Below are 25,007 nucleotides of genomic sequence, written 5' to 3' on the forward strand. Positions count from 1 at the left end.
AGGATGAGCAAGGCCGATCTCAAGCCGGAGCGAAAGACGCGGCTGGGCGTCGTGGCAATCGTCGCCGTCCTGCACCTCATAGCGATTGCCGCGCTGGTTCGGGCCTTCACGCCGCAGTTCGCCGCGACTGTGCTGGATGGCGTGACCCAGGCGTTCACGGTGTCGGTCGAGGCGCCGCTGCCCAGGCCGACGGAGACGCCGCCGGTCGCATCCTCGCCATCTGAGGAGGAAGGCGCAGCCGCGCCGCCGGGCAAGAAGGCCAAGCCGCGCGAGACGGCCGCTCCGAAAGCGCCCATCGCGATCAAGCCGACACAGGCGCCGCCCGTGGCGGGCAAGGGCGACGAGAACGCTTCGGGCGCGCGCGACGAAGGCGAGGCGACGGGTGCGTCGGGCGAAGGTCGCGGGACCGGATCGGGTGACGGTGGATCGGGGCAGGGCGGCGGCGCCGTCACCCCGCCGGTCAAGATCAGGGGCGATATCAACTCGGCGAAGGACTACCCGCGCGACAGTCGCGATCTTCGCATCGGCAGCGAAGTCATCGTCGCACTGACAGTCGGCGCCGATGGCCGGGTGAAGGGCTGCCGTGTCGTCCAGCAGAGCCCGGACCCGAGCGCCGGTCAGATCACCTGCAGCCTTGCGACCGAGCGCTTTCGCTTTCGTCCGGCACAGGATGCGTCCGGACATCCGGTCGAGGCTGTTTATGGATGGAGGCAGCGTTGGTTTTATCGCGACTCTCGTGTAATCCGGTGGGAATTCGGGCGTACCTCCTGAAATTCCACGTTCTTTTCTGCAAAAATGGCTTAGGTTCAATCTCATGTCCGCTGGACTCACCTCGATCCCGAATGGCGGTGGCGGCGCTCGCAGCGCTGGTAGTGGCACGCCGAAGCGCGGAGCACTGACGTGAGCGCGGTTTTGCCGATCCGTCAGGTGGAAAAGCCTTGGGGGCGCGACGAACTTCCCGCGCCATTCGTTGCGCCGCAAGGCAAGCGCATCGGCGAAATCTGGTTTGAACCGCCCGCCGAACTGCCCTCGCTCCTCGTGAAGTACATCTTTACCAGCGAAAAGCTCTCGGTGCAGGTCCACCCCAACGATGCGCAGACGCTGGCAGAGGGGATCGGCCGACAGGGCAAGGAAGAGTGCTGGCTGGTTCTGGCAACGGAACCCGGCGCGACCCTTGGCATTGGCTTCCGCAAGGACCTGACCGAGGACGAACTGCGGGTTGCCGCACTGGACGGCTCGATCGAGGACCTGATGGTCTGGCACGAGGTTTCGCCGGGTGATTTCTTCTACATTCCCGCCAACACGGTCCACGCCATCGGCGCGGGCGTCAGCCTGATCGAGGTGCAGCAGAACAGCGATATCACCTACCGCCTGTTCGACTATGGGCGTCCGCGCGAACTCCATCTCGAAGAAGGCATGGCCGTCGCGCGGGGCGAACCCTACGCGATGAGGTGGAGCAGCAAGGTCGCTTCCGACAGGTCGCAGGTGCTGGTCGACGGGCCGTTGTTCCTGCTGGATCAGGTTGCAGGCTTGCCCGATGACGCCGCGGCGGATCGCTATCCTGGCGCCTTGCTGGTCATTCCGCGCGAAGGCTCGGTCACGGTCTCTGGCCAGTCGGTATCGCCCGGGGAATGTGCGCTGGCACCCGCATTCGAAGCTATCGGATTTGCACAAGATTGCGTTTGTCTTCTCGCGCGCGGCTGTGCAGACTGACGCCTCGATGCAATAAGGACGGGCATGATCGTCCAGACCATCCAGTTGGCATTGACGCCGGTCTTCGTACTTGTCGCCATCGGCAATATCCTCAACATTCTCTCGACCCGGCTGGGCCGGGTAGTCGACCGCGCGCGCATCCTGCAGACGATGCACATGGAGACCGAGGGGCCCGAGCACGACATGGTCGTCCGGGAAATCCGGATCATCGACAAGCGCATCACGATCATCACGCAGGCCATTCGCATCATGGTGCTCTCGGGTCTTGCCATTGGCTCGACGGTTGCGGTGCTTTTCCTCGAAGGGCTTGCGAGCTTCGACCTGCATGTCCTTGCCGCAGCGACATTTCTGGTCTCGGTCGTGCTCCTGCTCTACGCGTTGATCCTGTTCCTGCGCGAGACGCAAGTCGCTGCCGAAGCGTTGCGCATCCCGCGCGATTATCTGGAACTCGATCGCGAGATCTGAACCGGTCCCCTTTGGTCGCGGAGTGGGCAGGGCCTTCCTCTCGGATGCCTCCTGCTGTAACCCGGCAGGCACAAGCTTGGCGGCATAGGCGGGGCGAGAATGTGCGGGATTACCGGCTGGTACAGGCGCGGCGGTAAGTCGGTGCCGCGCGATGCAATCGTGCGGGCCTGCAACACGATCGTCCATCGCGGGCCTGACGACTGGGGCATTCACCTCGACGGCGACATCGGTCTTGGCCATCGCCGCCTTTCCATTGTCGACCTCGAAGGCGGGCATCAGCCGATTTACTCGGCGGATGGACGCTGGGCGATCGTCTTCAATGGTGAAGTCTACAACTTCCCGGACTTGCGCGAGGAACTTGAGGCCTGGGGTTGGATCTTCTCGACGCACAGCGACACAGAGACGGTACTGGCCGCCTACGTGCGTTGGGGCGACGATGTCTGGCCGATGCTCGAAGGCATGTACGGTCTGGCCATCTGGGATGTCAGGGAACGCCGCCTCGTCCTTGCCCGCGATCCCCTTGGCATCAAGCCGGTCTACTACACGCTGCAGCAGGGGGGCATCGCCTTCGGCTCGGAGATCCGCACGCTGCGGGCGATGACGTCGCCTGACGGCGGCTCGCTCGATTTCTCCATCGACGAACGCGGCGTCCATGACTTCTTCATGTTCGGGCACGTCCAGAAGCCGCGTTCGATCTGGCGCGAGGTGAGGACTTTGCCGCCCGGTCATGTCCTGCACATCGGGCCCGAAGGCGATCCCGAGATTCGCCAGTTCTGGCGCCCGCAGTTCAAGGAGCGCGCGGGCCTTTCCGAGGCGGAGTGGATCGAGGAGACGCAGCGTTGGGTCTCCGAGACCACGAAGCGGCACATGCTGGCCGACGTCACGGTCGGTGCGTTCCTGTCCGGCGGCGTCGATTCCAGCGCGATCGTTGCGGCGATGGCTCGCCATGCGACGGCTCCGGTCAAGGCCTTCACCATGGGCTTTCCCGGCACTTCCATCGACGAGACCGAGGCGGCTACCCGAATTGCGAAGCACTTGGGCTGCGAGCACATCACCTTGCCGCTCGAACCGCAGGACGCCGGCGTCATGTTGCCGGAAGTGCAGCGCAGCCATGACGAACCCTGCGCGGCGACGGCGGCGGTTCCGGTCTGGCATCTTTCGAAACTGGCGGCCGAACATGTGAAGGTCGTGCTGTGCGGTGAGGGATCGGACGAGATCTTCGCAGGCTACAAGCGCCAGCGCACCGCGCTTGCCGCGGCGCGGACCGGGCCTTTCCTGCGCATGCTCGAACCGGTTCTGGGCGCGGTGGACCGCATGCCCGGCATGGGAGGTAAGCGGCTCAACTACCTGCGGCAGAATGTGCGCCGGTTCCGGCAGTCGGCGATGCTGGAAAGCAATTACCAGCGCTTCTTTCAGGGCACGCAGATCTCGACGCCGTGGGTGCGCGAGGAACTGTACGAACAGGGTTTTCATGCGCGGCAGGAAGGCGATCATCCTTTCGCCGATCTTGAGAGGGAGTATTTCGGCTGGCCGGGCGCACGCGATCTCGATCCGCTGGCGCAGTTCATGCTGGCGGACCTGACGGTCCACATGCCGTCTTCCTTGCTTAACCGCACGGACCGTGGATCGATGGCTCATTCGCTGGAGGCGCGCGTGCCGTTCCTCAGCCACAAGCTGGTCGACTGGGCGCTGACGATGCCGCGCAACATGAAGTTGCGCGGCAAGGTCGGCAAGTATGCCCTTAGAAAGGCTGTCGAACCCTGGCTGTTCCCCGGCGCGCTCGATGAGCGAAAGCTGGGTTTCCAGTTGCCCTTCGCCGAGTGGTTCAGCGGCGGCTTCGCCAGCTTCGCGCAGGAAGCCTGGATATCAAGCGGCGCCTCGCGGAGCGGTTACCTGCGGCAGGACGCGGTTGAGAAGCTGTTTGCCGAGCATGCCGCGGGCCTCGCCAATCACGGTCGCATCCTCCACGCGATCGCCATGTTCTCCTGCTGGTGGGACCAGACTTTCGATGCTCGTTGACCTTGTCAGGAACCTCGAAGCCGCCGACCGCCAGTTCGACGTCTGCGTGATCGGAGCCGGCGCCGCCGGCGTCACCATCGCGCGCGAACTGATGCGGGCAGGGCACCGGGTGTGCCTGGCCGAGAGCGGCGGCATGGACTTCGAGGAGAAGACTCAGGCCCTCTACAAGGGCGAAAACATCGGCCACGAGTACTATGACCTCGAAGAATCGCGCCTGCGCTTCTTCGGCGGCACGGTGTCGATCTGGGGCGGCCGCTGCGCGCTGCTCGACGAGATCGACTTTGCCAAACGCTCATGGGTGCCACACTCGGGCTGGCCGATCACCCGCGATGACATCATGCCGTACTACCGCCGCGCGCAGGACATCTTCGAGATCGGACCGTTCGAATGGGGCGACGCCTACCGGCTTTGCGGCATTGCCGACCAGGGGTTCAGTCCGGATAAGCTGGCGACCGACCTGTGGCGCTTCGACGAGGCGACTGAGCGCTTTGCGCAGGGCCGGGCGCGGGACCTGATCGACGCGCCCAACCTGATGATCCTGCTTCACGCCAATGCGGTGAAACTGCAGGCGAGCGCCAATGGTGCCGAGATCGAGCATGTCGAGGTGCGCACGCTGGGCGGGCAGTCGGCAAGGATCAAGGCGAAGCACTATGTCCTCGCCTGCGGCGCGATCGAGAACGTGCGGCTCATGTTGGCTTCGGACGATGTCTGCGCTGGCGGTATCGGCAATGGCCGCGACCGGCTCGGCCGCTTCTTCATGGAGCATCCCACCGGCCGTATCGGCAAGGTGGAGACGGACAGGCCCTTCGACCTCTGGGCCGCCTACCAGAAGCGCTTCATGAAGTCCGGCCCGCCTTTGGCGCCGGTACTGCGTCTGGCCGATGGCCTGCAGGAATCGGAGGGCGCGATGAACTCGATCGTCACCTTCAAGCTGCAGCGCCCGCCGGAAAAGGGCGTGGCGCTGGGCAACAAGCTCTACGGTACGATCAAGCATTCGCTCAATCCGGACCGCACCGGCCGAAAGCTGGACCATATCTACCGGGGACTACGTGCATGGTTCCACCGGGTGGTGCGCGAGCGGGTGGAGGCGGCGATGGCCAATACCGGCATGACCGGCCTCTACATGATCATTCGCGGCGAGCAGGCGCCCAATCCGGACAGCCGCATCGTCCTGTCGCAGACCCGCAATGCGTTGGGGGAACGGCAGGCCGATCTCAACTGGCAACTCGATCCGCTCGACAAGCACACGGCGCGCGTCTTCGCCCGCGTCTTTGGTGAGGAGCTTCGGCGGATGGGGCGGGGGTCGGTGACGCCGAGCGAGTGGATCAGCGATGCTGCCAATGACTGGCCGGTCGATCCTACTGTCGGCAACCACCCGATCGCCGGATATCACCACATGGGCGGCGCCCGCATGAGCGACGATCCGGCGACGGGCGTCGTCGATGCCGATTGCAAGGTTCATAGCGTCGCGAACCTGCACCTTGCGGGCAGCTCGGTTTTTGCAACGGCGGGTTGGGCCAATCCGACGTTCACGCTGGTGGCGCTCGCGCTCAGGTTGGCTGAGCGGCTCGACGGGCAGCTTCAGGCGAAGTGATCGCTTGGGCCGGGAAGGGCCTACCCTTCTGAGCTACCGGCCAGATTGTGGTGTGCAGCCGCGATGAATCGGTTTATTCGGGGCGCAGGGCCTGAACGATGACTGCCGGATAGGGCAGCACAGGCCCGAGGATGCGATGTAACAAGGCGGGAACACTCCCCCGCAGATATGCCTGATACCGAATGAACGTGTTCCGGGTCGCTATGGTCAATGAGGATCTGATCCTCTGATTTGCGGTGCAAGGAGGAACGCAAGATGGCGAAGTTCGCGACTCGAATTGTTACGGGGGCGGCGCTTGCGCTGGCCTTGCCTCTGGCCGGTACGGCCCTGGCGCAGATAACCACGACGACTATCAGCTTTCCCAAGGGCGGGACCTCGGCAACGGTAGCCGGTACCATCGTCGGCGGGGCGATCCGAGATTACGAGGTTCGCGCAGGCGAGGGGCAGACCATGCGGGTCAACATGTCCGGCTCCTCGATCGTCTACTTCAACGTTCTTCCTCCGGGCAGTGACAACGAGGCGATTTTTACCGGCTCGACCGAAGGCAATTCCTTCTCTGGCACGCTCTCTGCCTCGGGGGCCTACAAGATCAGGGTCTACCAGATGCGCGCGTCGGCGCGGCGGGGAGAGAAGGGGGCGTTCAGGCTTAATGTCTCGGTGACCGGCATGCCGAACCATGGGATGGGGCACGGCTCCGGACATGGACCGGGAATGGGCCACATGGACGGCCTTGGAGGCATTGCCGGCATGGACTCGATCAATGCCATCGACGTCATGATGAACCGGGGTTTCACCAACGTGGATTCGTTCGATTCGGGCAATACCCAGTACGGCATCTTCTATAAGCGCTCGACCGGGGTCTGTGCGCAGCTGACCATGGCCGACGGAAAGGTCGTCGACGCCCGCGACATCAAGACGCATCCCAAGTGCAAGTGATGCGCGCGCTTGCGTCCTGAATCCAAAAACAGCCCGGAGCGGCGCGGTGCTGCTCCGGGCTGCCGGATCTTGGTCAGCCGGGGTAGGGCGGTCTGATCAGGCCGCCAACCTGAACGGCTCGATTTCACCCGAGAGGTAGAGCTTCTTCGCCTTGGCGCGGCTGAGCTTGCCCGAGCTGGTGCGCGGCAGGCTCTTGGGCGGAACCAGTTCGACCACGCAGTTCATGCCGGTGATCGAGCGCACCTTGTCGCGGATCATCTCGTGCAGCTCGAGGCGCTTGACCGGATCGGACACGCGGCAGTGAACCAGGACGGCCGGGGCTTCCTCGCCGTTTTCCATCTCGACGGAGAAGGCGGCGATGTCGCCGTGGTTGAAGCCGGGCAGCTGCTCGACGGCCCACTCGATGTCCTGCGGCCAGTGGTTCTTGCCGTTGATGATGATCATGTCCTTGGCGCGGCCTACGATGAAGAGGTAGCCCTCGGTCATGTAGCCCATGTCGCCGGTGTCCAGCCATCCGTCGACGAGGCATGCCTCGGTCGCTTCGGGATCGCGGAAGTAGGAATGCATCACGCTGGTGCCGCGGCACCAGACCTTGCCGATCTGGTGATCGCCCAGAGACTGGCCGTTTTCGCCGCGGATCACGACTTCCATGTCCAGCACGGGCTTGCCGCAATTGACGATGGCGCGATAGCGGGCCGGGCGGCTGAGATCGCGCGGAGAGCCCGAGAGGCGCTCCTCCTCGACCAGTTCCACGCGGATGCCTTCACCCGGGGGCATGATGGTGACGGCCAGCGTCGCTTCGGCGAGGCCATAGCTGGGCAGGAAGGCCGAAGCCTTGAAGCCCGCATCGGCGAAGGCGTTGACGAAGTTCTGCATGACGTCGGGACGGATCATGTCCGCGCCGTTGCCGGCAAGGCGCCAGCGCGACAGGTCGAAGCGGTCCGACACAGGGCTCTGGCTGGAAATGCGGCGGGCGCAGATGTCGTAGCCGAAAGTCGGCGAGTACGAGATCGAGGTGCCTTCGTTGCGGGTGATGAGGTCCAGCCATGCCAGCGGACGGCGGGCGAAGTCCTCGGTCTTGAGGTAGTCGCCCGAGACCTGGTTCGCGATCAGCGAGAGGAAGCAGCCGACGAGGCCCATGTCATGGTACCAGGGAAGCCAGGAAATGCAGCGGTCGGTTTCGATCAACTGCATGCCGTGGCTGTGCGCGGCCAGGTTCGACATAAGCGAACGGTGAGTGACGGCAACGCCGTGCGGGAAACGCGTCGAGCCGCTGGAGTATTGCAGGTAGCAGATGTCGTCCGGCTGCGCCTTGGGCAGTTCGCCTTCGGGCGCGTCCTTCGCTGCAAACTCGGACCACGTCGCATGGCCGCAGCCCTGTCGCTCTGCCGCGGCAGAGGTGAGGTGGGCGATCTCGTCCGGACCGATGAGCATGGTCGGGTCCGAGCTCTGGAGCTGGACGGCGAGTTGCTCGATATAGTTGTCCTTGCCGCCGAAGCTGGTCGGCAGGGGCAGCGGCACCGGCCACGCACCGGCGTAGACCGTGGCGCAGAACAGGGCCGCGAAGTCGATGCCGGTTTCGGCGATCAGGGCGATGCGGTCGCCCGGCTTTACACCGCGCGCCACCAGCGCATGGGCCACCGACCGTGCATCTTCGCGCAGTTCGCGGAAGGGATAGACGCGCGTCAGCGTGCCGCGCGGATCGTGGAAATTGAAGCCGCGCGAACCTTGCGCGGCATAATCCAAGGCATCGCAAAAGGTGTCGAAGTCGGCAAATCGACGGGGAAGCGCGTCCTCATTGGGAGTGCGGACAAGGTCCTTAGCCGCATTCGGCACCACGGAGATGGTGTCGCTCATATCTTCATAACCCGTTGTTGTTATACCGTTTTCCTTGCGGAACTGGGAGCTTCTAGCCGGTTTAACCTGAACCTTAGATAGCTGCCTTCAACGACCAAATTCCGCGCGCTCTCCCCATTCTGAGCCGACTGTGGCACGAATAGGGCAACATGTCTTCCAAGCGTCGCAATCCACAACCGTTGACGAAAGCCCGCCTCGAGGAATTGGCGCTGGCCTATGTCGCGCGCTTCGCAACGACGCAAGCAAAACTGCGCAGTTATCTTCAACGCAAGCTGCGCGAGCGCGGGTGGGCGGACGATGGTGCTCCCGAACTCGACGACCTTGTCGCCCGCTACGCGCAGCGCGGTTATGTCGACGATGCGAGCTGGGCGCGGATGAAGGCCGGCAGCCTGCTGCGCCGGGGCTATGGTGCCCGCCGCGTCGGCGAGGTGCTGCAGGTGGCCGGTGTCGATCACGATATCGCAGGGGATTTCCGGCCCGACGAACTGGAGCAGCGCCGCGCCGCGCTGGTCCTGGCCCGTCGCAGGCGCTTCGGGCCGTTCTCGGTTCAGGTTCCGGACATGGCGAAGCGGGAAAAGCAGATTGCCGCGATGATGCGGGCCGGACACAGGCTCGACATCGCCCGGCAGATCGTTGATGCCGACGATCCCGACGCGGTCGAGGACTGGGTCGAGTCGGTTTCCGGAGAAGATTCTTGCGCCTGAACAAAGCACTTACTGCCGCCGCCGCCACGTTCCTGATGATCGTTGGGGGGTGCTCGCAGGGCGGGCAGGAGGCCGTCGCCAAGCCGACCGCGCCCCTCGTCCATCCGGTATCGGGGCTGGAAGTCGTGCCGCTGATCATCAAGTCGCACGGCAAGGTCCACAAGTTCAGTGTCGAAGTGGCGAAGACCGAGGAAGAGCAGGCCAAAGGCCTGATGTTCCGCACCGAGATGGGACCGGATGAAGGGATGATCTTCCCTGAAGACCCGCCGCGCCGCCCAGCTTTCTGGATGCGCAACACGGTGATCCCGCTCGACATCATCTTCATCGGGACCGATCGCCGCATTCTCAATATAGCGGCCAATGCCGTGCCATATGACGAAACACCGCTGCCTGCTGTCGGGAAGGCGAGCGGCGTGCTTGAGCTGAACGGCGGCCGCGCGGCCGAACTCGGCATCGAGCCGGGCGACAAGGTCGAGTGGTAACCGGCCGCGGCCTCGCGCCTTCTGCGCAATAGGCGAGGTGCCAGGCTCCTGCCTGCGACATAGCATGCGATCCCGAAAGCGCGCCGATCCCTGGCGCGCGAATGCTGTCGGGAGAGTTGAATGGGCAAGCTGGTGGGTAAGGTCGCCCTGGTTACGGGCGGATCGCGCGGCATCGGTCGGGAAGTCGCGCTCGCCCTGGCGGCTGAGGGCGCCAAGGTCTGCATCAATTTTCGCAACAACGCCGCGGCCGCCGATGAAGTTGTCTCCATGATCGCGGAGAAGGGCGGGGAGGCGTTTGCCATCCAGGGCGATGTTGGATCGCTGGATGCGATCCATGCGATGTTCGCAGAATTCGACGGAAGGGCAGATGGCCTCGACATTCTCGTCAACAATGCCGGGATCGGGAAAATGGCCTCGATCGAGGAGACCGGAGAATCGCTGTTCGACCTCACCATGCAGGTCAACGCCAAGGGACCGTTTTTCGTGACGCAGGAAGCGCTCGGGCGCATGCGAGACGGCGGGCGGATCGTGAACCTGTCATCGATGGTGGCCCGCACGGCCTATGCCTCGTGCATTGCCTACGCGATGAGCAAGGCGGCGGTGGATCACTTCACCCGCTCGCTGGCACAGGAGGTGGGCGCGCGTGGCATTACCGTAAATGCCGTGGCCCCGGGCGCGACGATGACCGACTTCGCACCGGGCCTGTTCAACGATCCGGAAACCGTCCAACTGCTTGCCGAAGCTGCAGCGCTCAAGCGCGTGGGGCAGCCCGAGGACGTTGCCCGCGTCATTGCTTTCCTGTGCGGGCCGGACGGGGGCTGGGTCAGCGGTCAGGTCATCGAAGCAAGCGGCGGGATGCACCTTTAGTCTCGGCAAAAAGCGACTGGGCAAGCAAAAAAGGCGCCCCGGCCTGACGGTCGGAGCGCCTATTGTGTGCCTGTCGGATGTGCTCCGACAGGTCAAAACATTAGCGGCAACGGGCCGGGCGGCTCGAATTGCGGTCGATCTCGCGGCCGAGGAGGGCACCGGCACCTGCGCCGATGATCGTGCCGACCGTCTTGTCGCGACCGCCATCGACGGCGCGGCCGATCAGGGCACCGGCGACGCCGCCGATCAGCAGACCGGTCGTTCCGTCCGACTTCTTGCAGTAGTAGCGGCCATTGTCGCCGCGCCAGTAGCGGATGCCGTTGTCGGTCCTGTGATAATGCCGCTCCTTCGCGATGGCAGGGGTCGCGGTCACCATTGCGGTAGGAACGGTGAGGGCCGCCATGGTGGCGGCGATGATGGCTTTACGCATGGGGGATCACCTCTGTTGCTATGCGTTGTTCATGAATAGAACGCGCTCCATCGTGTCCTGATCCACAACGCCAGATGAACGATTGTGAATGCGCGAAAATCAGCGTCGAATGGTGTTCCCGATGCGGTGAATCGGGGTTGAGCCGACCCGAAGACTGGGCGCGGCGCGGCAATTGCACCTGCCATGTCCCCGCATTGTCGTGAATTTTGTCGCAGCCAAGTGGGCAAAGCGCTTCAACGCGCTTGGCATCGCGAGCGAAGGGCGCTAACGCGCGGCTCATGGGAATCCTGTCGAAGATCTTCACCTGGTGGGATGGTGCGACCATCGGAACCTCGCTCTGGAGCTCGCGTCATGGCGAGCACGTCGGAACTGACGCGCAGGGCAACAAGTACTATCGCTCGAAGGGCGACAAGACGAAGACCACCGAAGGCTATGAGCGCCGTTGGGTAATTTACGCCGGCGCCAACGATGCAAGCCGCGTTCCGGCCGAATGGCACGGCTGGCTGCATCATTCCTATGACGGTGTCCCCGAAAGTCACCTGCCGCCGCCGCGGATCTGGGAAGTCGACTATACGCCGAACGCCACCGGCACTGCGCAGGCCTACCTGCCGCAGGGCGCGCTGGAGCGTGGCGGCAAGCGTGCGGCTGCCACCGGCGACTACGAAGCCTGGTCGCCGGACGCCTGAAGTCTAGTGATGCGGGCCCGCGGCTCACGAATCCCCGCGCTGGCGTTGACTGCCTGTCTTCTGGCTCTTGCCGGTTGCGGTGGCGAACCTGAACCCGAGGCCGAAGACACCAGCGTTCCGGAGGCGCTTGCAGGGATGCAGGCCGGGCCGGCGCAGGCGGTGCAGGGGCAGCGGATCGGCACACCCAACAAGGACCGGGTCGTCACGCTCGGCGTCCTCAACAAGCGCAACAACCTGACCCAGGATCTCGAGATGAAGCCGGGCGAGACCCGGCGCATCGGCAACCTGGTGGTCAAGGTCGCGACTTGTGAAAAGACGCTCCCTTGGGAAAGGCCGCAGGAAGAGGGCGCCTTCGTTCAGGTCTTCGTCGAGGACCGCAGTTCGTCGAAGGAAAAGCTCGCCTGGCACAAGGTGTTCTCAGGCTGGCTGTTCAAGAATTCGCCCGGCCTCAACGTGGTCGAGCACCCGGTTTACGATGTCTGGGTCAAGTCCTGCGCGATGAGCTTCCCGGGGCAGGACGCGAGCCCGGCTTCGGCTGCATCTGCCAGCAGTGCGGCGAAGCCTTCTGGCAGCGAGAGCACGCCTGCTCCGAGCCCCGCGCCCAGTCCGGCGCCTGTACCGGCTCCGAGCCCGAGCGCCTCTGCATCGGATTCCAGCGCGAACTGAGCGGCCTTCAGCAGCGTCAGGTAGCGCTTCTGCGGCATTTCCACTGCGCCAAGCGAGGCGAGGTGTGGAGTGATGAACTGGCAGTCGAGCAGGATCGCGCCTGCGCGTCGTAAGGCCGCGACGAGCCAGGCGAGGGCGACCTTCGACGAATCGGGCACGCGCGAAAACATCGATTCGCCGCAGAACACCCTGTCGAACCCGACGCCATAGAGACCCCCGACCAGCTGCCGCCCGCTGCCGTCTAGCGCCTCCTGCCAGCATTCGATCGAGTGCGCATGGCCCAGGAAGTGCAGGTTTTCGTAGCTGTCCTGGATGCGGTGGCTGATCCAGCTTCCGCCTTCGTCGTCATCCTCGCGCACCGCGCGCGGAGCGGCGCAGGCTTCCATGACATCCGAGAACGCCACGTTGCAGGTCACGGTGAAGCGGCCGCGCCGCAGCGTGCGCGCCAGCGACTTGGACAGGTGAAAGCCATCGAGCGGGAGAATCGCCCTCTGGCGTGGCTCGATCCAGAAGATTTCCGGATCGTCGCGACTGTCCGCCATCGGGAAAATCCCGCTGCGGTAGGCGAGCATGAGCAGTTCGGGCTCGATCATGTTCGCGGTTCGCGGTGCGTGCACGGTGGTTTCCGGGACCTTGTTCACGGCGGTATTGCCTTGCAGGAGCTTAGCAAATCGTTGTGCCGTCGAATATCTTGTAAGGACACTCTTGTAATCCATCGCGGCTCCATCTAGAGGCCACGGCGCCCGCAGGAGTGTAGCTCAGTTGGTAGAGCATCGGTCTCCAAAACCGAGGGCCCACGGTTCGAGTCCGTGCACTCCTGCCAATTTTCCGAAAATCGTTGAGTTCGAAGCTTTCCCCTCAAGGGGTGACGATTCGTCACGCGATCATGCGATGGGAATTTGCGGCGAGCGGAAATCGGCTGTATCGCTGGCAGGCTTGCCAATCGCCTTGTGACGATTAGGAGGGCCGCGTCCTGCGACTCGGACCGTATGGTCCGTCCGGGGCTCACGTTCTTAGTGGCGTATCGGGGAAGATTCAGTCGCAAATGCACGGAACCGCGCGGCACAATACGGTTGAGACAAGCGCGTCAGGCAGACTGAAACGCGACGAAGCGCTTTGGCTTGGCATTTTCCTGTCATTCCTCGCGGCCCTGCCAGCCCTGCTGGCGTGGACGCCGCAGATGACGGACTATCCCTCGCACCTCGCCGGCTATCAGATCATGGTCGATCACGGGCGGGATCCGTTCCTGACCAAGTACTTCCAGTTCAAGTGGGAATGGACCGGCAACCTCGGCGTGGAACTGCTGATGGTGCCGATGGCGCCGCTGTTCGGGATCGAGCTGGCCGGCCGCATCATCGTGGCGCTGATCCCCATTCTTACCGGCCTTTCGATCATTTCGGTCAGTTGGACGCTGCGCCGCCGCGTCGGCGTCGGGGCGATCCTGGCTTTCGCGACGATCTGGTCGCCCTCGTTGCTGATGGGCTTCCTCAACTATTCGCTCTCGGTCGCGCTGGCGCTGTTCGCCTTTGCGGTGTGGGTCCAGCTCGATGAGCGTCACTGGACGCGGCGCCTGCTGTTCATCCCTGCGGGCTTCGTCGTGTGGCTTTGCCACGTATCGGGATGGGGCGTGCTGGGCGTCATGGTGTTCGGCTACGAATGGACCAAGCGGCGCAACTGGCTGGACTGGCGCCCGTTCCTCAAGCCCTGGCCGCTGATCTTCCCGCTTGTGCCGATGCTGCTGGGCATGGGCGCCAATTCGAAGGTCTCGTACGGCGGCGGCGTGCTCGATTACAAATGGGGCATCCTCTACAAGGCGATGCGCAGCTACGACTACCTGCTGGACGTGACCAGCGTGGCGGTGTTGGCGCTGGTCCTGTTCGTGGCTTTCGTCACGCGCCGCATAGACGGGCGCATGGGCTGGGCAGCCCTGATCCTCTTCGGCCTGACCCTGGTGGTACCGCGGCAGATCTTCGGCGGTGACTATGCCGACTATCGCCTCAGCACGACGGCGCTGCTTGTCGCGTGCCTCGCCATCAACTGGCCCGCGCCGCGCTGGGGCCTTGCGCTTTCCGGCCTGCTGTTCACGAGCCGCCTCGCGATCACTTCGGTGGCTTGGTACCAGGACGCGCAGACGGCCCGTCAGATGATTGCCGCGCTCGACTACATGCCCGAAGGCGCGAAAGTGGCGACGGCGGTGGCCATCCCGCGCAGCCAGTGGCTCTTCGGCCCCTTCGAGCATTTCGGCAGTTATGCCGTCGTCCGGCGCAGCGCGATGGAGAACTCCAACTTCGCCTTGCCCGACGTACACATGCTCACGATGCGCGAAACCGCCTTCCGCTTCGCCGATCCGACGCAGCGCATTCTCTACTCATCGAACCAGCGGATAGACTTGCGCAAGTTCCGTCCCGCGGTCCATGCCGAGTACCTGTGGTACATCGGCAAGGCGAAGCCGGTGGCACTGCCGGACGGCGCCCGGATCCTCTACAGCACGTCCAACTCGTTCCTTGCACGACTTGCCATACCGGCAGACCTTGCAAATCCGGTGGACGGAAGCTAAGTCGCATCTTCCTTCCGACAAGCGGATAACATTTGCCCCTCCCGGCCCCGGCCGGGGCGGCGATTTCCCCTAGCCGGAAGATATGAGAGTTTTTTCTCAGGCATCAGGCAAGAGACACGAGAGCAACTGACATGGCCAAGACCACTCCCGGCGAATTCATCCGGCAGGTGCGCGCAGAAGCCTCCAAGATTCACTGGCCCTCGCGCCAGGAAACTGTGACGACGGCGATCTTTGTCGGCATCATGACGGTGCTGCTCGCCACGTTCTTCCTTGGAATCGACGCGCTGTTCGGCTGGGTCGTCAGCTCGCTCCTGTCGCTGCTGTGATCGTCTGAAAACCGGAAGAAGAGAGAACCATGGCCCGTTGGTACATCATCCACGCCTACTCCGGCTTCGAGAACAAGGTTAAGGAAGCGATCCTGGCCGAGGCGGAGCGGATGGGGCTGTCGCAGCTCGTCGAAGAAGTGCAGGTCCCGCACGAAAACGTCACCGAAGTGAAGCGTGGCAAGAAGGTGCAGGTCGAGCGCAAGACGATGCCCGGCTACGTTCTTGCCAAGCTGACGCTGAACGACGACGTCTACCACCTCGTCAAGAACACCCCGAAGGTCACCGGCTTCCTGGGTGCCAGCGGCAAGCCGCAGGCCATCAGCGAGAGCGAGGCCGCACGCTACTTCGGCGCTGCCGAAGCCGCTGCTGCAGAGCCGCGCAAGCAGATCAACATCGATTACGAGATCGGCGATTCGGTGAAGGTCCTCGACGGACCGTTCGCCAGCTTCAACGGCATCGTCGAAGAACTCGATTTCGACAAGAACCGCGTCAAGGTTTCGGTGTCGATCTTCGGTCGCGCAACGCCGGTCGAGCTCGACTTCGAGCACGTCGAACTCAGCAAGTAATCCGGTACGACGCCGCGCCTGTCAGGGTGCGGCGTCGTACAGCGTCATCCAGACGCGGGCGCGCTCGGCAAAGCCGAGGTGTCCATAAAGCGCCAGCGCGCTTTCATTGTCCGCATAGCTGTGCAGGAACGGCACGCGGCCTTCATCCAGGATATCGGCGATAACCTTGCGCATCAGCCGCGAGGCCAGGCCCCGCCCGCGCACTTGCGGAAGCGTGCAGACGCCGCTGACTTCGACATAGCCCGGGACCCGCATGCGTTGCCCGGCCATGGCGACGAGCCTTCCCTCTTCGAACATTCCCCAGAACTGGCCCAAGTCGGCAGTGCTGTCCGCGAACGGGCCGGGTTCGGTCAGTCGCGCCAGTTCCAGCATCTGCGGGTAGTGGTCGCGGTCAAGCCTCACCAATGCAGCATCGTCGAGGGCAGGGCGTTCACCTGAGAAAACGAGCTGGATTCCCTGACGGCGCTTGGCAACGCGCGTTCCTTCGGGCTCCATCGCTTGCCTCGCCTCTTGCTCCAGTTCAACGATGAACAGGGAGCCGTGCTGGCGAACGAGGGCGGCAAGATCTGCCTGGCTTTCCCGCGAGCGGTCCTGCGTTGCTGCGAGCGGACCGATGTCCGACCGATAGCGCCGGGCCTTGCCCGATCCGATGGCGAACCCGGCCTGCTCGCCGGTCAGGGCATTCCAGATCAGACGGTCGAGGACATGTTCGCTCATGATCCGCTCCCTTCACTAAGCATGGCGCGCAGGCGCTGTTCGAACGGGGTCATTGCCAGGGCATGATCGAGGCGGGTGAGGTGGCCCAGCAGGTCGTCGGCGGGCCCTTCGCACAAGTCGGCCACGGCGCGCTGGACCAGCGGAAACACGCGTTCCTGAACGCGCGCCAGAAGCGCGCGGCCGGCATCGCTGAGGGTGAAGGCGCGCAGGCGTTGGTCACCATCGTTCTCGACTTGCTCGATCAGGCCCTCGACCAGCAGCTTGCCGATGCCGCGGGTGATGCCGGGCTGGCTCAGGTCAAGCCGCCGGGCCAGCGCACCGACAGTCAGAGGACCATGTTCCAGCGCGACAATGATCGGAAACTGGGCAGGTTGCAGGGTAATGCCTTCCAACCCGGCGAGTTCGGAAACGCCCGCCTGCAAACGTTCGCCCAGACGGCGAAAACGGCTTCCCAGGCACAGGAACCCGAGTTCGGCGATCAGATCGGTGGCTTTCGCGTTACCATTTTCCATATCGTGCTATATACCTTGGTATGCAGTGCGCGGCAATCACCTGTTTCGTGTTGCATAACAGGCGTGATCATACCGAATTCCGTCGTGTATCAGGGTGTTGGATTGGACTTAGCGCGATATTAACTAATCGGTCGCTACCCTGTGCATAAGATTTGGGGGAATTGAAGATGCGACAAACGCACGACGCGTTTGGAGGGGGCGTGGTCCGGTTGGGGCAACTCGACGGCCTTCGCGGCATTGCCGTTCTGGTCATTGTCCTTGGCTACCAGGCGCAGGCTCTCTTCACGGCAGGTTCGTTCGACCATGCAGGACCGGTGATCGACTGGCTCCATACCTGGGGCTGGAGCATCGTCGACCTGTTCTTCGTCATCTCCGGCTTCATCTTTGCGCACATCTATATCGGTGGGCGAGGGCTCGGCAGCCGCGATGACTTGGCGTCCTTCACATTCGGGCGCCTGGCGCGCCTCTATCCGCTCCATTTGTTGCTGCTGGTCCTGTGCGCCGCGCTCTACTGGGGGCTTCCGCAAAACGGCGAGGCCGCGCTGCTGACCCACCTGCTCATGTTGCAGGGGCTGGTGCAGCCAGCGGTGCAGTCCTTCAATCCGTCTGCCTGGCTCGTCTCGGTCGAAGCGATCTGCTGCGGCTTCTTCGGGCTGGCGCTTCACGCCGGACGGCCGACACTCCTCAAGGTTTCGATCGCCGCCATTTTCGTGAGTACGGTGTTCATCCTCGTTTTCGGTCTGCCGGGCGGGCCGTGGAATCAGGACCTGCTGATGCGCGGCATACTCGGCTTCTTTATCGGACAGATCCTGTGGCGGCGGCGGGTCGAGCTCCGCAAGTCGTCCCCGCTCGTGCTCTCGGTCATCTTCGCGATCGCCATTGCGCTCGACATGGGCAATGTCAGCCCGCTGCTGCCGCTCAGCCTCCTGGCCTGGCCGTCCCTGCTGCTGCTGGCCCTGCGAGTGCCGCTTTTGGAAAGCCGCGTCCTGCTCTGGCTGGGCGATCGCAGCTACGCGATTTTCCTGGTCCATGTGCCGATGCTTGACCTGATCGTGCGGATCATGGGCAGGCAGGAAGGCAGCGGCTGGTTCATGCTCGGCGCGACCCTGCTTTACGGGCTGGCCGTCCTGATCGCGTCCGAACTGCTCTATCTGCTGGCCGAAGTGCCGACCCGGCGCCTCGTGCGCGGCCGCATCGACATGCGCGATGTCAGCTTAACCCGGGCGTTACCGAGCAGGGGCTAAGAGCCGCCAGCGAATCAGGAGTTGGCATGAATCGGGCGGCGGATGAGCCAGGGCGCGATGTCGGGAGGCTGACACGTCTCGACGGATTGCGCGGGCTGGCCGCCTGCGGTGTCGCTTTCCTCTATCATACGCAGCAGTTGTTCCCCGCAGGCATGCATGGGGACGAGCCGCGCCTCTATCACTGGATTTACGACTGGGGCTGGACCCTGGTCGACCTCTTCTTCCTCATCTCCGGCTATATTTTCGCGCACGTCTGTCTGGGGCAGAACGCAGGTGAGGGCAGTGAGCCCCTGACTCGCGGCCGGTTGGCCGACTTCGCCGTCGCGCGGTTTGCCCGGGAAGGGCACGGCGCAAGTGGTCGTGATTGCCGCGTTTGCCGGTACGGCCCTGAGCCAGGCAGACTCGTGCTATCGCATGGTAGAGCAGCCGAGCCGCCGGGCGATCCGGCGGGCATGGCCGCGGCGCAAGCGACATATCGGCGCAGGAAGGACCAGTCCGGTGTGATCTCACGGGTCGGCGGGTGCCTGTGCCGTGCAACTGTCTCTTCCCTTTTCTCCGGATATCGTTTAGGGGCGCGCCCTTCGGACCGGCCCTGCCGGTGCGATTCCCGGCGGGAGGATGCCCGGTGCATCCGTCATACCGCTAAACATGAGCGCCCGATTTCGCCAATTTGCGCGGGGTCTGGCGCGAAAGTGTGAAAGGAGCGGCCTCATGGCCAAGAAGATCGAAGGTTACATCAAGCTGCAGGTGCCCGCGGGCGCCGCCAACCCCTCTCCGCCGATCGGCCCTGCTCTGGGTCAGCGCGGCGTGAACATCATGGAATTCTGCAAGGCGTTCAATGCCGCCACGCAGGAGCTCGAAAAGAGCATGCCGATCCCGACCATCATCACGGTCTATGCGGATCGCAGCTTCACTTTCGTCACCAAGACCCCGCCTGCCACCTTCCTCATCAAGAAGGCTGCCAACCTCAAGTCCGGCTCGAAGGAGCCCGGCAAGGTTTCGGCCGGAAAGATCGCGCGCTCGAAGCTGTCCGAGATCGCCGAGATCAAGATGAAGGATCTCAACGCCAACGATATCGAAGCGGCTACCCGCATCATCGAAGGCTCGGCCCGCGCGATGGGTCTCGAAGTGGTGGAGGGCTGATTCCATGGCAAAGCTGAACAAGAAGCAGAAGGCACTCACCGAGAAGCTGGGCGACAACCAGAAGCACTTCCCCGTCGGTGAGGCTCTGACCCTGCTGCGCGAACTCAAGACCACCAAGTTCGACGAGACCGTTGAAGTCGCGATGAACCTGGGCGTCGACCCGCGTCACGCTGACCAGATGGTCCGTGGCATGGTCTCGCTCCCGGCCGGCACCGGCAAGACCGTCAAGGTCGCCGTGTTCGCCAAGGGTGACAAGGCCGAGGCCGCTCTCGCTGCTGGCGCCGACAAGGTGGGCGCCGAGGACCTCATGGAAGACATGCAGGCCGGCAACCTCGACTACGACCGCGTCATTGCCACCCCGGACATGATGGGCGTCGTCGGCCGTCTCGGTAAGCTGCTGGGCCCCAAGGGCCTGATGCCGAACCCGAAGCTGGGCACCGTCACCCCGAACGTCGAGCAGGCCGTGAAGGACGCCAAGGGCGGCCAGATCGAGTTCCGCGTCGAGAAGCAGGGCATCATCCACGCCGGTATCGGCAAGATGTCGTTCTCGGACGAAGATCTGAAGACCAACTTCAACGCATTCGTCGACGCGATCGTGAAGGCCAAGCCTTCGGGCGCCAAGGGCAAGTACGTTCGCAAGATCTCGCTGTCTTCGTCGATGGGCCCCGGCCTCAAGATCGACACGACCGAGGTCGCCGGCGCCTGATTCTTTCAGGACCGGGCAAACGGTTAGGAATGGGCCGGCGGGGGAAACCTTGCCGGCCCTTTTCTTTGCCCGGATGGTCCGGGCTCAGTCCGCTTTGATTGACAAGGTGTCCCCGGTGAACGCGCCATCCGGTAAGTGCAGGGCAGCGGCCTGATAACATTCGACGACGAGGCTGATCGGCCGCCCATCGGGTAGCTGAAGTACGGCGCGGTGGGAGAGGATCGTCCCTTTCGGGCAGCCCTCCGCCCGGCCACGGAATGCTGCGAGGCGTTGGCGGGTAAAGCGAAGCGGGGCGACGACCGTGCCGAAGGGCGTATCGGTTTCGCGCAGCGCGGCATTCATCTCCGGCGTCAGGCGCGATGGCACGAACCAGTTATGTGCCTGCGACAGCGTCACCCCGCCGCAGTCGAGCTTGACATGGCGATACCCCAGGTTCGCCTTGCCCTCCACGCGCAGCAGGTCGAGCGCGTCCGAAGGCAGGGGCGCATCGTCGTTGCGGACGGCATTGGCGGAAACCCGAGGAGGATTGCCGATCCCCCTTGCCATGCACCAGTCCTGCAGTGCCAGCGTCGCGCTGTCCTGCGCGGCAAGGGCCCGTTCGAACTGACCCAGCGTGGCGCTGGCGCAGCCGTTGAGCGCAAGCGAAAGCAGCAGGGGCGCTATGGTGGCCTTAGATGCCACCGGCAACGGCCGGCCGGTCCATGGCTTCAAGGCCCCGAACCAGTGCGCGGGTGCAGGCGGCAAGGTCATCTGCGCTGGTCGAACGGATAACGAAATTGGCGCCGGTACGGCCTTCGCGCCAGAACGGGTAGGAGCCGATCTGGCAGGTCGCGAATGCCTTTTCCGTCTCGCGCAGGAGGTCCGCCACTTCGCTCTCGCCGACCCAGCAGCCGATGGTCTCGGACAGCAGCGGCGCGCCGCCTTCAAGCTGGCCTGAAAGAGCATCGAGCATGCCGGCGGTGATGCTTGGCACGCCCGCCATGATGAAGATGTTGCCGTGCCGAATGCCGGGGGCGCCGGTGTAGCGGTTGGGGATCAGGTCGGCCCCGTCCGGCGTGCGGGCCATGCGCAGGCGGGCATCGGTCAGCCCGCCGCGTGTCTCGTAGTACTGCTCGAGGATGGCGCGGGCCTCGGGGTGGACGATGACCTCGACGCCAAGCGCCTCGGAGATTGCATCGACAGTGATGTCGTCATGCGTCGGCCCGATGCCGCCGGTAGTGAACAGGTAGTCGTTGCGGGCCCGCAGGGTGTTGACCGCCTCGACGATGGCCGGCGTGTTATCCGCCACCACGCGCACTTCGGCGAGGCGGATCCCCTGGATCTGCAGCCAGCTCGCCACTTGGGCGATGTTCTTGTCGTGGGTGCGTCCGGACAGAATCTCGTCGCCGATGACGACGAGGGCGGCGGTGTAGATTCGCGAGGATTCGGCCATGGCCGCATGGCTAGGACAAATGCGCACGGATCGCTAGCCGCGGCGGGCTATAATTGCCGACCTCCGCGACTGAACCGCAAATGCCCGTCATCGATCGGCAATTCCCGGAATTCGCGGCGGTCGCGCATGAGGTCGTGGCTGAGCCGCCAGGGAGAACGGCTTGCACTTTTCGGGATGAGGTGGCGGCCTCGCTGGAGATAACCCGAAGAATAGCCGGCAAGGGGATCATCTGCCTCAAGGTCATGGTCGGGGGGCAGGAACGGCACAGCCGTATCGGCACCCCACGCATCCATCTGGCCGAGTAGGCGGCAGAGCCATTCGCTCACCATGTCGACCCGGCCGGTCCATGCCGCGTTGAGATAGCCGAATACGGCGGCGAGATTGGGTACGTTCGAAAACATGCAATTGCGATAGTACCAGTGCTCGCCGAAGTTCACGGGGCTGCCGTCGAGTGAAATTGCGATCTTGCCCAGGGTCGCCAGGCGCAGGCCGGTTGCCGTGACGATGGCATCGGCGTCGACCCGCTCACCGCTTTCCAGTTCTATGGCATCGGCGGTGACGCGCCCGATGGCGCCAGTGGCGAGAGCAGCCCGGCCCTCGCGGATCGCCTTGAAGAAATCCCCGTCAGGTACGAAACACATGCGCTGGACCCAGGGGCCGTAAGGCGGGGTGAAGGCCTTTTCATCGTAGTGTTCGCCGAGTTGATCGCGAATGCGTTGCTTGAGCCAGGCGCCCATCTGCTCGGGCTCGCGGCGCGACTTGTTGAAGAACCAGTACTGCAGCGCGTTGTTGCGCAGGCGGGTAAGGCTGTAAGCCCAGCGGCGCGGCAGGACTTTCGCGGCGGAGGTCGCAAACAGGTCGCGGGCAGGCTGGGCGAGGAACCAGCTTGGCGTGCGCTGGACCATCGTCACGCGGGCGCCGGCATCGGCAAGGGCGGGAACCAGCGTCACCGCAGTCGCGCCCGAACCGATCACGGCAATGCGCCTACCGGCAGGATCGAAATCCTGCGGCCAGAACTGCGGATGCAGCACCGGGCCTGCAAAGTCGTTGAGTCCGGCGATCTGCGGATCGTGGGGCACGTCGTAGTCGTAATAGCCCGAGCCGAGGAACAGGAACCGGGTCAGGAATTCGGCGGAGCCCTTTGCGGTCTTCGCGGTCACGCGCCAGAACGATTGGCTGCTGTCCCAATCGGCGTGGGTAACTTCGTGCGAGAAATGCATGTGGCGGTCGAGGTCGTACCGGGCTGCCACCTGCCCCAGATAGGACAGGATTTCCTCGCCGCGCGCCACCGACCTTTCGCCCGACCATGGCGCGAAAGCGAAGCCCAGTGTGTACATGTCGCTGTCCGATCGCACGCCGGGATAGCGGAACAGGTCCCAGGTTCCCCCGAGATTTTCGCGCCTGTCGAGGATGGCCATGCGCTTTCCGGGCAGATTGCGCTGCAGGTGAGCAGCCATGCCGATCCCGGAAATGCCGGCGCCGACGATCAGGATGTCGAGGGGGGCGCTGTCGATGCTCACTGCATCCTCTTACCGCCGCCGCGTTTCAAATCACGGGAAAAGCCCGAAGCGGACAAAAAAAGGGCCGATCCGAAGACCGGCCCATGGAAGTTTATTTGGGAGAGGATGCCTGAAAGGCCCGTTCGCTATGCCGACGGAGACGATTCGTCGCAAATGCGAAAAGATTTTCCGATGTTGCATGTTTTGCAATCGGGACTTTTGTCGGACGACGAGATGCTGTGCAAGCGCATGGAAAGCGGCCAAAAAAAATGGGCCGGTCCGAAGACCAGCCCTTGAAAGTTTTTTGGGAGAGGATGCCTGAAAGGCCCGCTCCATATGCTCGTGATCGGGTCATTCCGCAAATGCGAAAAATTTTCCTGAAGTTGCATGTTTTGCAACTGGAATGTCCTGAGGGCGATCCGGGTCAGGTATCGCTGCGTGCTCCGAACAGGTCGTGTTCGTCCGCATCTTCGACAAGAACGTCAACGATATCACCGACTTGCAGGTCTTTTCCGACATCGCGGAGGAAGACGTTACCGTCGATCTCCGGTGCATCGGCTTGCGAACGTCCCGTTGCGCCGATGTCGCCATCCTCATCCGGTTCGCCCACCTCGTCGATGATGACGGGCAGGATTCGGCCGATTTTGGACTGAAGCTTGGCGGCGCTTATCGCGGCGGTCTTTTCCATGATCCGGGCGTACCGCTCTTCCTTGACCTCTTCCGGCACGGCGCCCGGCAGGTCGTTGGCTGCAGCGCCTGCAACCGGCTCGAAGCGGAATGCGCCGACGCGGTCGAGCTGCGCTTCCTCGAGCCAGTCGAGCAGGTACTCGAAATCGGCTTCGGTCTCGCCGGGGAAGCCGACGACGAAGCTGGAGCGAATCGCGATGTCCGGGCAGATCTCGCGCCAGGAGCGCAGGCGTTCGAGCACCTTGGCTTCGTTGGCGGGGCGCTTCATCGCCTTGAGGACAGAGGGCGCGGCGTGCTGGAACGGAATGTCGAGGTAAGGCGTCAGCAGCCCCTCGGCCATCAGCGGGATGACCGCATCGACGTGTGGATAGGGATAGACGTAGTGCAGGCGCACCCAAGGGGCGCGGCCCTGTGCGTCCCTGAGCTGGCCCAGTTCGCGGGCGAGGTCGGTCATGTGGGTGCGGACCGCGTGGTCCTTCCACGAACGTTCCTCGTGCCGCACGTCAACGCCATAGGCCGACGTGTCCTGGCTGATCACCAGCAGTTCGCGGGTTCCGGCCTGCACCAGCTTTTCCGCTTCACGCAGCACCGCGTCGATGCGGCGGCTGGCGAGTTTCCCGCGCAGCTGTGGGATGATGCAGAACGCGCAAGCGTGGTTGCAGCCCTCTGAAATCTTCAGGTAGCTGTAGTGACGCGGCGTCAGCTTGACCCCTGCCTCGTCGTAAGCCTGCGGGATCAGGTCGAGGTAGGGGCTGAGATCCGGCGGCGCGGCTTCGTGAACGGCTTCGACGACGGCTTCGTACTGGTGCGCACCGGTCACGGCGAGCACGTCCGGGAAGCGGGCGCGGATCGTCTCGGCTTCATTGCCCATGCAGCCTGTCACGATGACACGGCCGTTTTCGGCAATGGCTTCACCGATCGCTGCCAGGCTCTCTTCCTTAGCGGAATCGAGGAAGCCGCAGGTGTTGACCAGCACGACGTCGGCACCGGCATAGTCCGGGCTCATCGTGTAGCCGTCTGCACGCAGTCGGGTGAGGATACGTTCGGAGTCGACAAGGGCCTTGGGGCAGCCAAGGCTGACCATGCCGACCTTCGGCGGGGAGGGGAGTTCTATGGCCATGGGATGGCGCGCCCGATACGCCGATTGAGGCGATGAGTCACGAATTGAATGAAACGCAGCTTTTCCAAGGATGCGCAAT

The 25,007-nt window shown here is 63.8% G+C and carries 28 protein-coding genes, 1 tRNA gene and 1 pseudogene; 20 read left to right on the forward strand and 10 right to left on the reverse strand.

Annotation, left to right across the window (positions count from 1 at the left end; genetic code table 11):
• The first annotated feature begins 3 nt into the window (after positions 1-3).
• The 6 genes from B5483_RS01145 (at position 4) to B5483_RS23085 (ending at position 6,727) form a co-directional block, all read left to right on the forward strand.
• Complete coding sequence (locus B5483_RS01145; protein WP_079729228.1) at positions 4-771, forward strand: TonB family protein; 768 nt, start codon at positions 4-6, stop codon at positions 769-771.
• Positions 772-900: 129 nt separating this feature from the next.
• Entirely contained in the window at positions 901-1,713 is an 813-nt protein-coding gene (locus tag B5483_RS01150) for a class I mannose-6-phosphate isomerase (RefSeq protein ID WP_079729229.1), read from the forward strand.
• A gap of 24 nt (positions 1,714-1,737) precedes the next feature.
• A complete protein-coding gene (locus tag B5483_RS01155) occupies positions 1,738-2,178 on the forward strand; it encodes a DUF2721 domain-containing protein (RefSeq protein WP_054946769.1) in 441 nt (146 codons plus the stop codon).
• Positions 2,179-2,277: 99 nt separating this feature from the next.
• Positions 2,278-4,197 carry an asparagine synthase (glutamine-hydrolyzing) gene (gene asnB / locus B5483_RS01160; RefSeq protein WP_079729230.1) on the forward strand — a complete coding sequence of 640 codons (1,920 nt, stop codon included), beginning with the start codon at positions 2,278-2,280 and terminating at the stop codon, positions 4,195-4,197.
• On the forward strand, positions 4,187-5,791 hold the full coding sequence (locus tag B5483_RS01165; protein WP_079729231.1) for an FAD-dependent oxidoreductase: 1,605 nt from the start codon (positions 4,187-4,189) through the stop codon (positions 5,789-5,791). The genes asnB and B5483_RS01165 overlap by 11 nt, the downstream gene beginning before the upstream one ends.
• 255 nt (positions 5,792-6,046) lie before the next feature.
• Positions 6,047-6,727, forward strand: coding sequence for a hypothetical protein (locus B5483_RS23085; RefSeq protein WP_176167930.1), 681 nt, complete (start codon positions 6,047-6,049; stop codon positions 6,725-6,727).
• Positions 6,728-6,823: 96 nt separating this feature from the next.
• Here the strand turns inward: B5483_RS23085 and B5483_RS01175 are convergent, their stop codons facing one another.
• The gene (locus B5483_RS01175) at positions 6,824-8,584 is read right to left on the reverse strand and encodes a fatty acyl-AMP ligase (RefSeq protein WP_079729232.1); all 1,761 of its coding nucleotides are present in this window, start codon (positions 8,582-8,584) and stop codon (positions 6,824-6,826) included.
• 149 nt (positions 8,585-8,733) lie between these two features.
• Here B5483_RS01175 and B5483_RS01180 point away from each other — a divergent pair, with 149 nt between their 5' ends.
• The 3 genes from B5483_RS01180 (at position 8,734) to B5483_RS01190 (ending at position 10,637) form a co-directional block, all read left to right on the forward strand.
• Positions 8,734-9,288, forward strand: a complete 555-nt coding sequence (locus B5483_RS01180; RefSeq protein WP_079729233.1) for a regulatory protein RecX — start codon at positions 8,734-8,736, stop codon at positions 9,286-9,288.
• The gene (locus B5483_RS01185) at positions 9,279-9,770 is read left to right on the forward strand and encodes a DUF192 domain-containing protein (RefSeq protein ID WP_054946775.1); all 492 of its coding nucleotides are present in this window, start codon (positions 9,279-9,281) and stop codon (positions 9,768-9,770) included. The genes B5483_RS01180 and B5483_RS01185 overlap by 10 nt, the downstream gene beginning before the upstream one ends.
• Before the next feature lie 120 nt (positions 9,771-9,890).
• On the forward strand, positions 9,891-10,637 hold the full coding sequence (locus B5483_RS01190) for an SDR family NAD(P)-dependent oxidoreductase (RefSeq protein WP_079729234.1): 747 nt from the start codon (positions 9,891-9,893) through the stop codon (positions 10,635-10,637).
• Between the two features lie 100 nt (positions 10,638-10,737).
• Here the strand turns inward: B5483_RS01190 and B5483_RS01195 are convergent, their stop codons facing one another.
• Positions 10,738-11,067, reverse strand: a complete 330-nt coding sequence (locus B5483_RS01195) for a glycine zipper 2TM domain-containing protein (RefSeq protein WP_079729235.1) — start codon at positions 11,065-11,067, stop codon at positions 10,738-10,740.
• Positions 11,060-11,347 (reverse strand): hypothetical protein, encoded by a 288-nt coding sequence (locus B5483_RS23355; protein ID WP_217698186.1) that lies wholly within the window; start codon positions 11,345-11,347, stop codon positions 11,060-11,062. The genes B5483_RS01195 and B5483_RS23355 overlap by 8 nt, the downstream gene beginning before the upstream one ends.
• Here B5483_RS23355 and B5483_RS01200 point away from each other — a divergent pair.
• Together B5483_RS01200 and B5483_RS23410 are read left to right on the forward strand one after the other, a co-directional pair.
• Positions 11,346-11,753 (forward strand): NADH:ubiquinone oxidoreductase subunit NDUFA12, encoded by a 408-nt coding sequence (locus tag B5483_RS01200; protein WP_054946778.1) that lies wholly within the window; start codon positions 11,346-11,348, stop codon positions 11,751-11,753. The genes B5483_RS23355 and B5483_RS01200 overlap by 2 nt on opposite strands.
• 252 nt (positions 11,754-12,005) lie before the next feature.
• Positions 12,006-12,188, forward strand: a pseudogene (locus B5483_RS23410) (DUF2155 domain-containing protein); the annotation flags it as partial.
• 35 nt (positions 12,189-12,223) lie between these two features.
• Here the strand turns inward: B5483_RS23410 and aat are convergent.
• Positions 12,224-13,012 carry a leucyl/phenylalanyl-tRNA--protein transferase gene (gene aat, locus B5483_RS01210; protein ID WP_054946805.1) on the reverse strand — a complete coding sequence of 263 codons (789 nt, stop codon included), beginning with the start codon at positions 13,010-13,012 and terminating at the stop codon, positions 12,224-12,226.
• A 154-nt stretch (positions 13,013-13,166) separates the two neighbouring features.
• Between aat and B5483_RS01215 the strand changes: the two genes are divergently transcribed.
• From B5483_RS01215 to nusG, 4 genes are all read left to right on the forward strand, one after another.
• Positions 13,167-13,242, forward strand: a tRNA-Trp gene (locus B5483_RS01215).
• 222 nt (positions 13,243-13,464) lie between these two features.
• Entirely contained in the window at positions 13,465-14,976 is a 1,512-nt protein-coding gene (locus B5483_RS01220) for a hypothetical protein (RefSeq protein WP_079729236.1), read from the forward strand.
• Between the two features lie 131 nt (positions 14,977-15,107).
• A complete protein-coding gene (gene secE / locus B5483_RS01225) occupies positions 15,108-15,302 on the forward strand; it encodes a preprotein translocase subunit SecE (RefSeq protein ID WP_007011721.1) in 195 nt (64 codons plus the stop codon).
• Between the two features lie 29 nt (positions 15,303-15,331).
• Entirely contained in the window at positions 15,332-15,868 is a 537-nt protein-coding gene (gene nusG, locus B5483_RS01230) for a transcription termination/antitermination protein NusG (protein ID WP_054946781.1), read from the forward strand.
• Between the two features lie 21 nt (positions 15,869-15,889).
• On the opposite strand, the gene B5483_RS01235 is transcribed toward nusG, so the two are convergent.
• Positions 15,890-16,585: a GNAT family N-acetyltransferase gene (locus tag B5483_RS01235; RefSeq protein ID WP_079729237.1), complete on the reverse strand. Its 696-nt coding sequence runs from the start codon at positions 16,583-16,585 to the stop codon at positions 15,890-15,892.
• A complete protein-coding gene (locus B5483_RS01240; protein WP_054946783.1) occupies positions 16,582-17,097 on the reverse strand; it encodes a MarR family winged helix-turn-helix transcriptional regulator in 516 nt (171 codons plus the stop codon). Before B5483_RS01240 ends, B5483_RS01235 begins: the two co-directional genes overlap by 4 nt.
• Positions 17,098-17,264: 167 nt before the next feature.
• On the opposite strand from B5483_RS01240, the gene B5483_RS01245 reads away from it, so the two are divergent.
• Genes B5483_RS01245 through rplA form a run of 4 tightly spaced genes read left to right on the forward strand, consistent with a single transcriptional unit; the run spans position 17,265 to position 20,190 of the window.
• On the forward strand, positions 17,265-18,341 hold the full coding sequence (locus tag B5483_RS01245) for an acyltransferase family protein (RefSeq protein WP_079729238.1): 1,077 nt from the start codon (positions 17,265-17,267) through the stop codon (positions 18,339-18,341).
• A 26-nt stretch (positions 18,342-18,367) separates the two neighbouring features.
• Positions 18,368-19,039 carry an acyltransferase family protein gene (locus tag B5483_RS23730; protein ID WP_342743629.1) on the forward strand — a complete coding sequence of 224 codons (672 nt, stop codon included), beginning with the start codon at positions 18,368-18,370 and terminating at the stop codon, positions 19,037-19,039.
• 13 nt (positions 19,040-19,052) lie between these two features.
• The gene (rplK, locus tag B5483_RS01255; protein ID WP_054946786.1) at positions 19,053-19,484 is read left to right on the forward strand and encodes a 50S ribosomal protein L11; all 432 of its coding nucleotides are present in this window, start codon (positions 19,053-19,055) and stop codon (positions 19,482-19,484) included.
• A gap of 4 nt (positions 19,485-19,488) precedes the next feature.
• Positions 19,489-20,190 (forward strand): 50S ribosomal protein L1, encoded by a 702-nt coding sequence (rplA, locus tag B5483_RS01260; RefSeq protein ID WP_079729240.1) that lies wholly within the window; start codon positions 19,489-19,491, stop codon positions 20,188-20,190.
• 84 nt (positions 20,191-20,274) lie between these two features.
• Here the strand turns inward: rplA and B5483_RS01265 are convergent, their stop codons facing one another.
• From B5483_RS01265 to B5483_RS01275, 3 genes are read right to left on the reverse strand one after another with little or no spacing between them, the layout of a single operon-like run.
• Complete coding sequence (locus B5483_RS01265; RefSeq protein WP_245828774.1) at positions 20,275-20,871, reverse strand: hypothetical protein; 597 nt, start codon at positions 20,869-20,871, stop codon at positions 20,275-20,277.
• Positions 20,861-21,622 carry a competence/damage-inducible protein A gene (locus B5483_RS01270; protein WP_079729242.1) on the reverse strand — a complete coding sequence of 254 codons (762 nt, stop codon included), beginning with the start codon at positions 21,620-21,622 and terminating at the stop codon, positions 20,861-20,863. Before B5483_RS01270 ends, B5483_RS01265 begins: the two co-directional genes overlap by 11 nt.
• A 47-nt stretch (positions 21,623-21,669) precedes the next feature.
• Positions 21,670-23,079 carry a flavin-containing monooxygenase gene (locus B5483_RS01275; protein ID WP_245828775.1) on the reverse strand — a complete coding sequence of 470 codons (1,410 nt, stop codon included), beginning with the start codon at positions 23,077-23,079 and terminating at the stop codon, positions 21,670-21,672.
• Here B5483_RS01275 and B5483_RS23090 point away from each other — a divergent pair.
• Positions 23,068-23,418: a hypothetical protein gene (locus tag B5483_RS23090; RefSeq protein ID WP_176167917.1), complete on the forward strand. Its 351-nt coding sequence runs from the start codon at positions 23,068-23,070 to the stop codon at positions 23,416-23,418. The two genes, B5483_RS01275 and B5483_RS23090, sit on opposite strands and share 12 nt — an antisense overlap.
• Before the next feature lie 127 nt (positions 23,419-23,545).
• Here B5483_RS23090 and rimO read toward each other — a convergent pair whose 3' ends face one another.
• Entirely contained in the window at positions 23,546-24,928 is a 1,383-nt protein-coding gene (gene rimO, locus B5483_RS01280; protein WP_054946790.1) for a 30S ribosomal protein S12 methylthiotransferase RimO, read from the reverse strand.
• Positions 24,929-25,007: the final 79 nt, after the last annotated feature.

The sequence above is a fragment of the Novosphingobium mathurense genome, from assembly GCF_900168325.1.
Lineage (GTDB): Bacteria > Pseudomonadota > Alphaproteobacteria > Sphingomonadales > Sphingomonadaceae > Novosphingobium > Novosphingobium mathurense.

Coding starts and splice junctions, on each gene's coding strand:
- asnB (WP_079729230.1), top strand. CDS start 2,278: ATGTGCGGGATTACCGGCTGGTACAGGCGCGGCGGTAAGTCGGTGCCG.
- B5483_RS01245 (WP_079729238.1), top strand. CDS start 17,265: ATGCGACAAACGCACGACGCGTTTGGAGGGGGCGTGGTCCGGTTGGGG.
- rplK (WP_054946786.1), top strand. CDS start 19,053: ATGGCCAAGAAGATCGAAGGTTACATCAAGCTGCAGGTGCCCGCGGGC.
- B5483_RS01240 (WP_054946783.1), bottom strand. CDS start 17,097: ATGGAAAATGGTAACGCGAAAGCCACCGATCTGATCGCCGAACTCGGG.
- rplA (WP_079729240.1), top strand. CDS start 19,489: ATGGCAAAGCTGAACAAGAAGCAGAAGGCACTCACCGAGAAGCTGGGC.
- rimO (WP_054946790.1), bottom strand. CDS start 24,928: ATGGCCATAGAACTCCCCTCCCCGCCGAAGGTCGGCATGGTCAGCCTT.
- B5483_RS01270 (WP_079729242.1), bottom strand. CDS start 21,622: ATGGCCGAATCCTCGCGAATCTACACCGCCGCCCTCGTCGTCATCGGC.
- B5483_RS01235 (WP_079729237.1), bottom strand. CDS start 16,585: ATGAGCGAACATGTCCTCGACCGTCTGATCTGGAATGCCCTGACCGGC.
- B5483_RS01195 (WP_079729235.1), bottom strand. CDS start 11,067: ATGCGTAAAGCCATCATCGCCGCCACCATGGCGGCCCTCACCGTTCCT.
- B5483_RS01275 (WP_245828775.1), bottom strand. CDS start 23,079: ATGGCTGCTCACCTGCAGCGCAATCTGCCCGGAAAGCGCATGGCCATC.
- secE (WP_007011721.1), top strand. CDS start 15,108: ATGGCCAAGACCACTCCCGGCGAATTCATCCGGCAGGTGCGCGCAGAA.
- B5483_RS01200 (WP_054946778.1), top strand. CDS start 11,346: ATGGGAATCCTGTCGAAGATCTTCACCTGGTGGGATGGTGCGACCATC.
- aat (WP_054946805.1), bottom strand. CDS start 13,012: ATGATCGAGCCCGAACTGCTCATGCTCGCCTACCGCAGCGGGATTTTC.
- B5483_RS01155 (WP_054946769.1), top strand. CDS start 1,738: ATGATCGTCCAGACCATCCAGTTGGCATTGACGCCGGTCTTCGTACTT.
- B5483_RS01190 (WP_079729234.1), top strand. CDS start 9,891: ATGGGCAAGCTGGTGGGTAAGGTCGCCCTGGTTACGGGCGGATCGCGC.
- B5483_RS23355 (WP_217698186.1), bottom strand. CDS start 11,347: ATGAGCCGCGCGTTAGCGCCCTTCGCTCGCGATGCCAAGCGCGTTGAA.
- B5483_RS01175 (WP_079729232.1), bottom strand. CDS start 8,584: ATGAGCGACACCATCTCCGTGGTGCCGAATGCGGCTAAGGACCTTGTC.
- B5483_RS01220 (WP_079729236.1), top strand. CDS start 13,465: ATGCACGGAACCGCGCGGCACAATACGGTTGAGACAAGCGCGTCAGGC.
- B5483_RS23730 (WP_342743629.1), top strand. CDS start 18,368: ATGAATCGGGCGGCGGATGAGCCAGGGCGCGATGTCGGGAGGCTGACA.
- B5483_RS23085 (WP_176167930.1), top strand. CDS start 6,047: ATGGCGAAGTTCGCGACTCGAATTGTTACGGGGGCGGCGCTTGCGCTG.
- B5483_RS01165 (WP_079729231.1), top strand. CDS start 4,187: ATGCTCGTTGACCTTGTCAGGAACCTCGAAGCCGCCGACCGCCAGTTC.
- nusG (WP_054946781.1), top strand. CDS start 15,332: ATGGCCCGTTGGTACATCATCCACGCCTACTCCGGCTTCGAGAACAAG.
- B5483_RS01145 (WP_079729228.1), top strand. CDS start 4: ATGAGCAAGGCCGATCTCAAGCCGGAGCGAAAGACGCGGCTGGGCGTC.
- B5483_RS01180 (WP_079729233.1), top strand. CDS start 8,734: ATGTCTTCCAAGCGTCGCAATCCACAACCGTTGACGAAAGCCCGCCTC.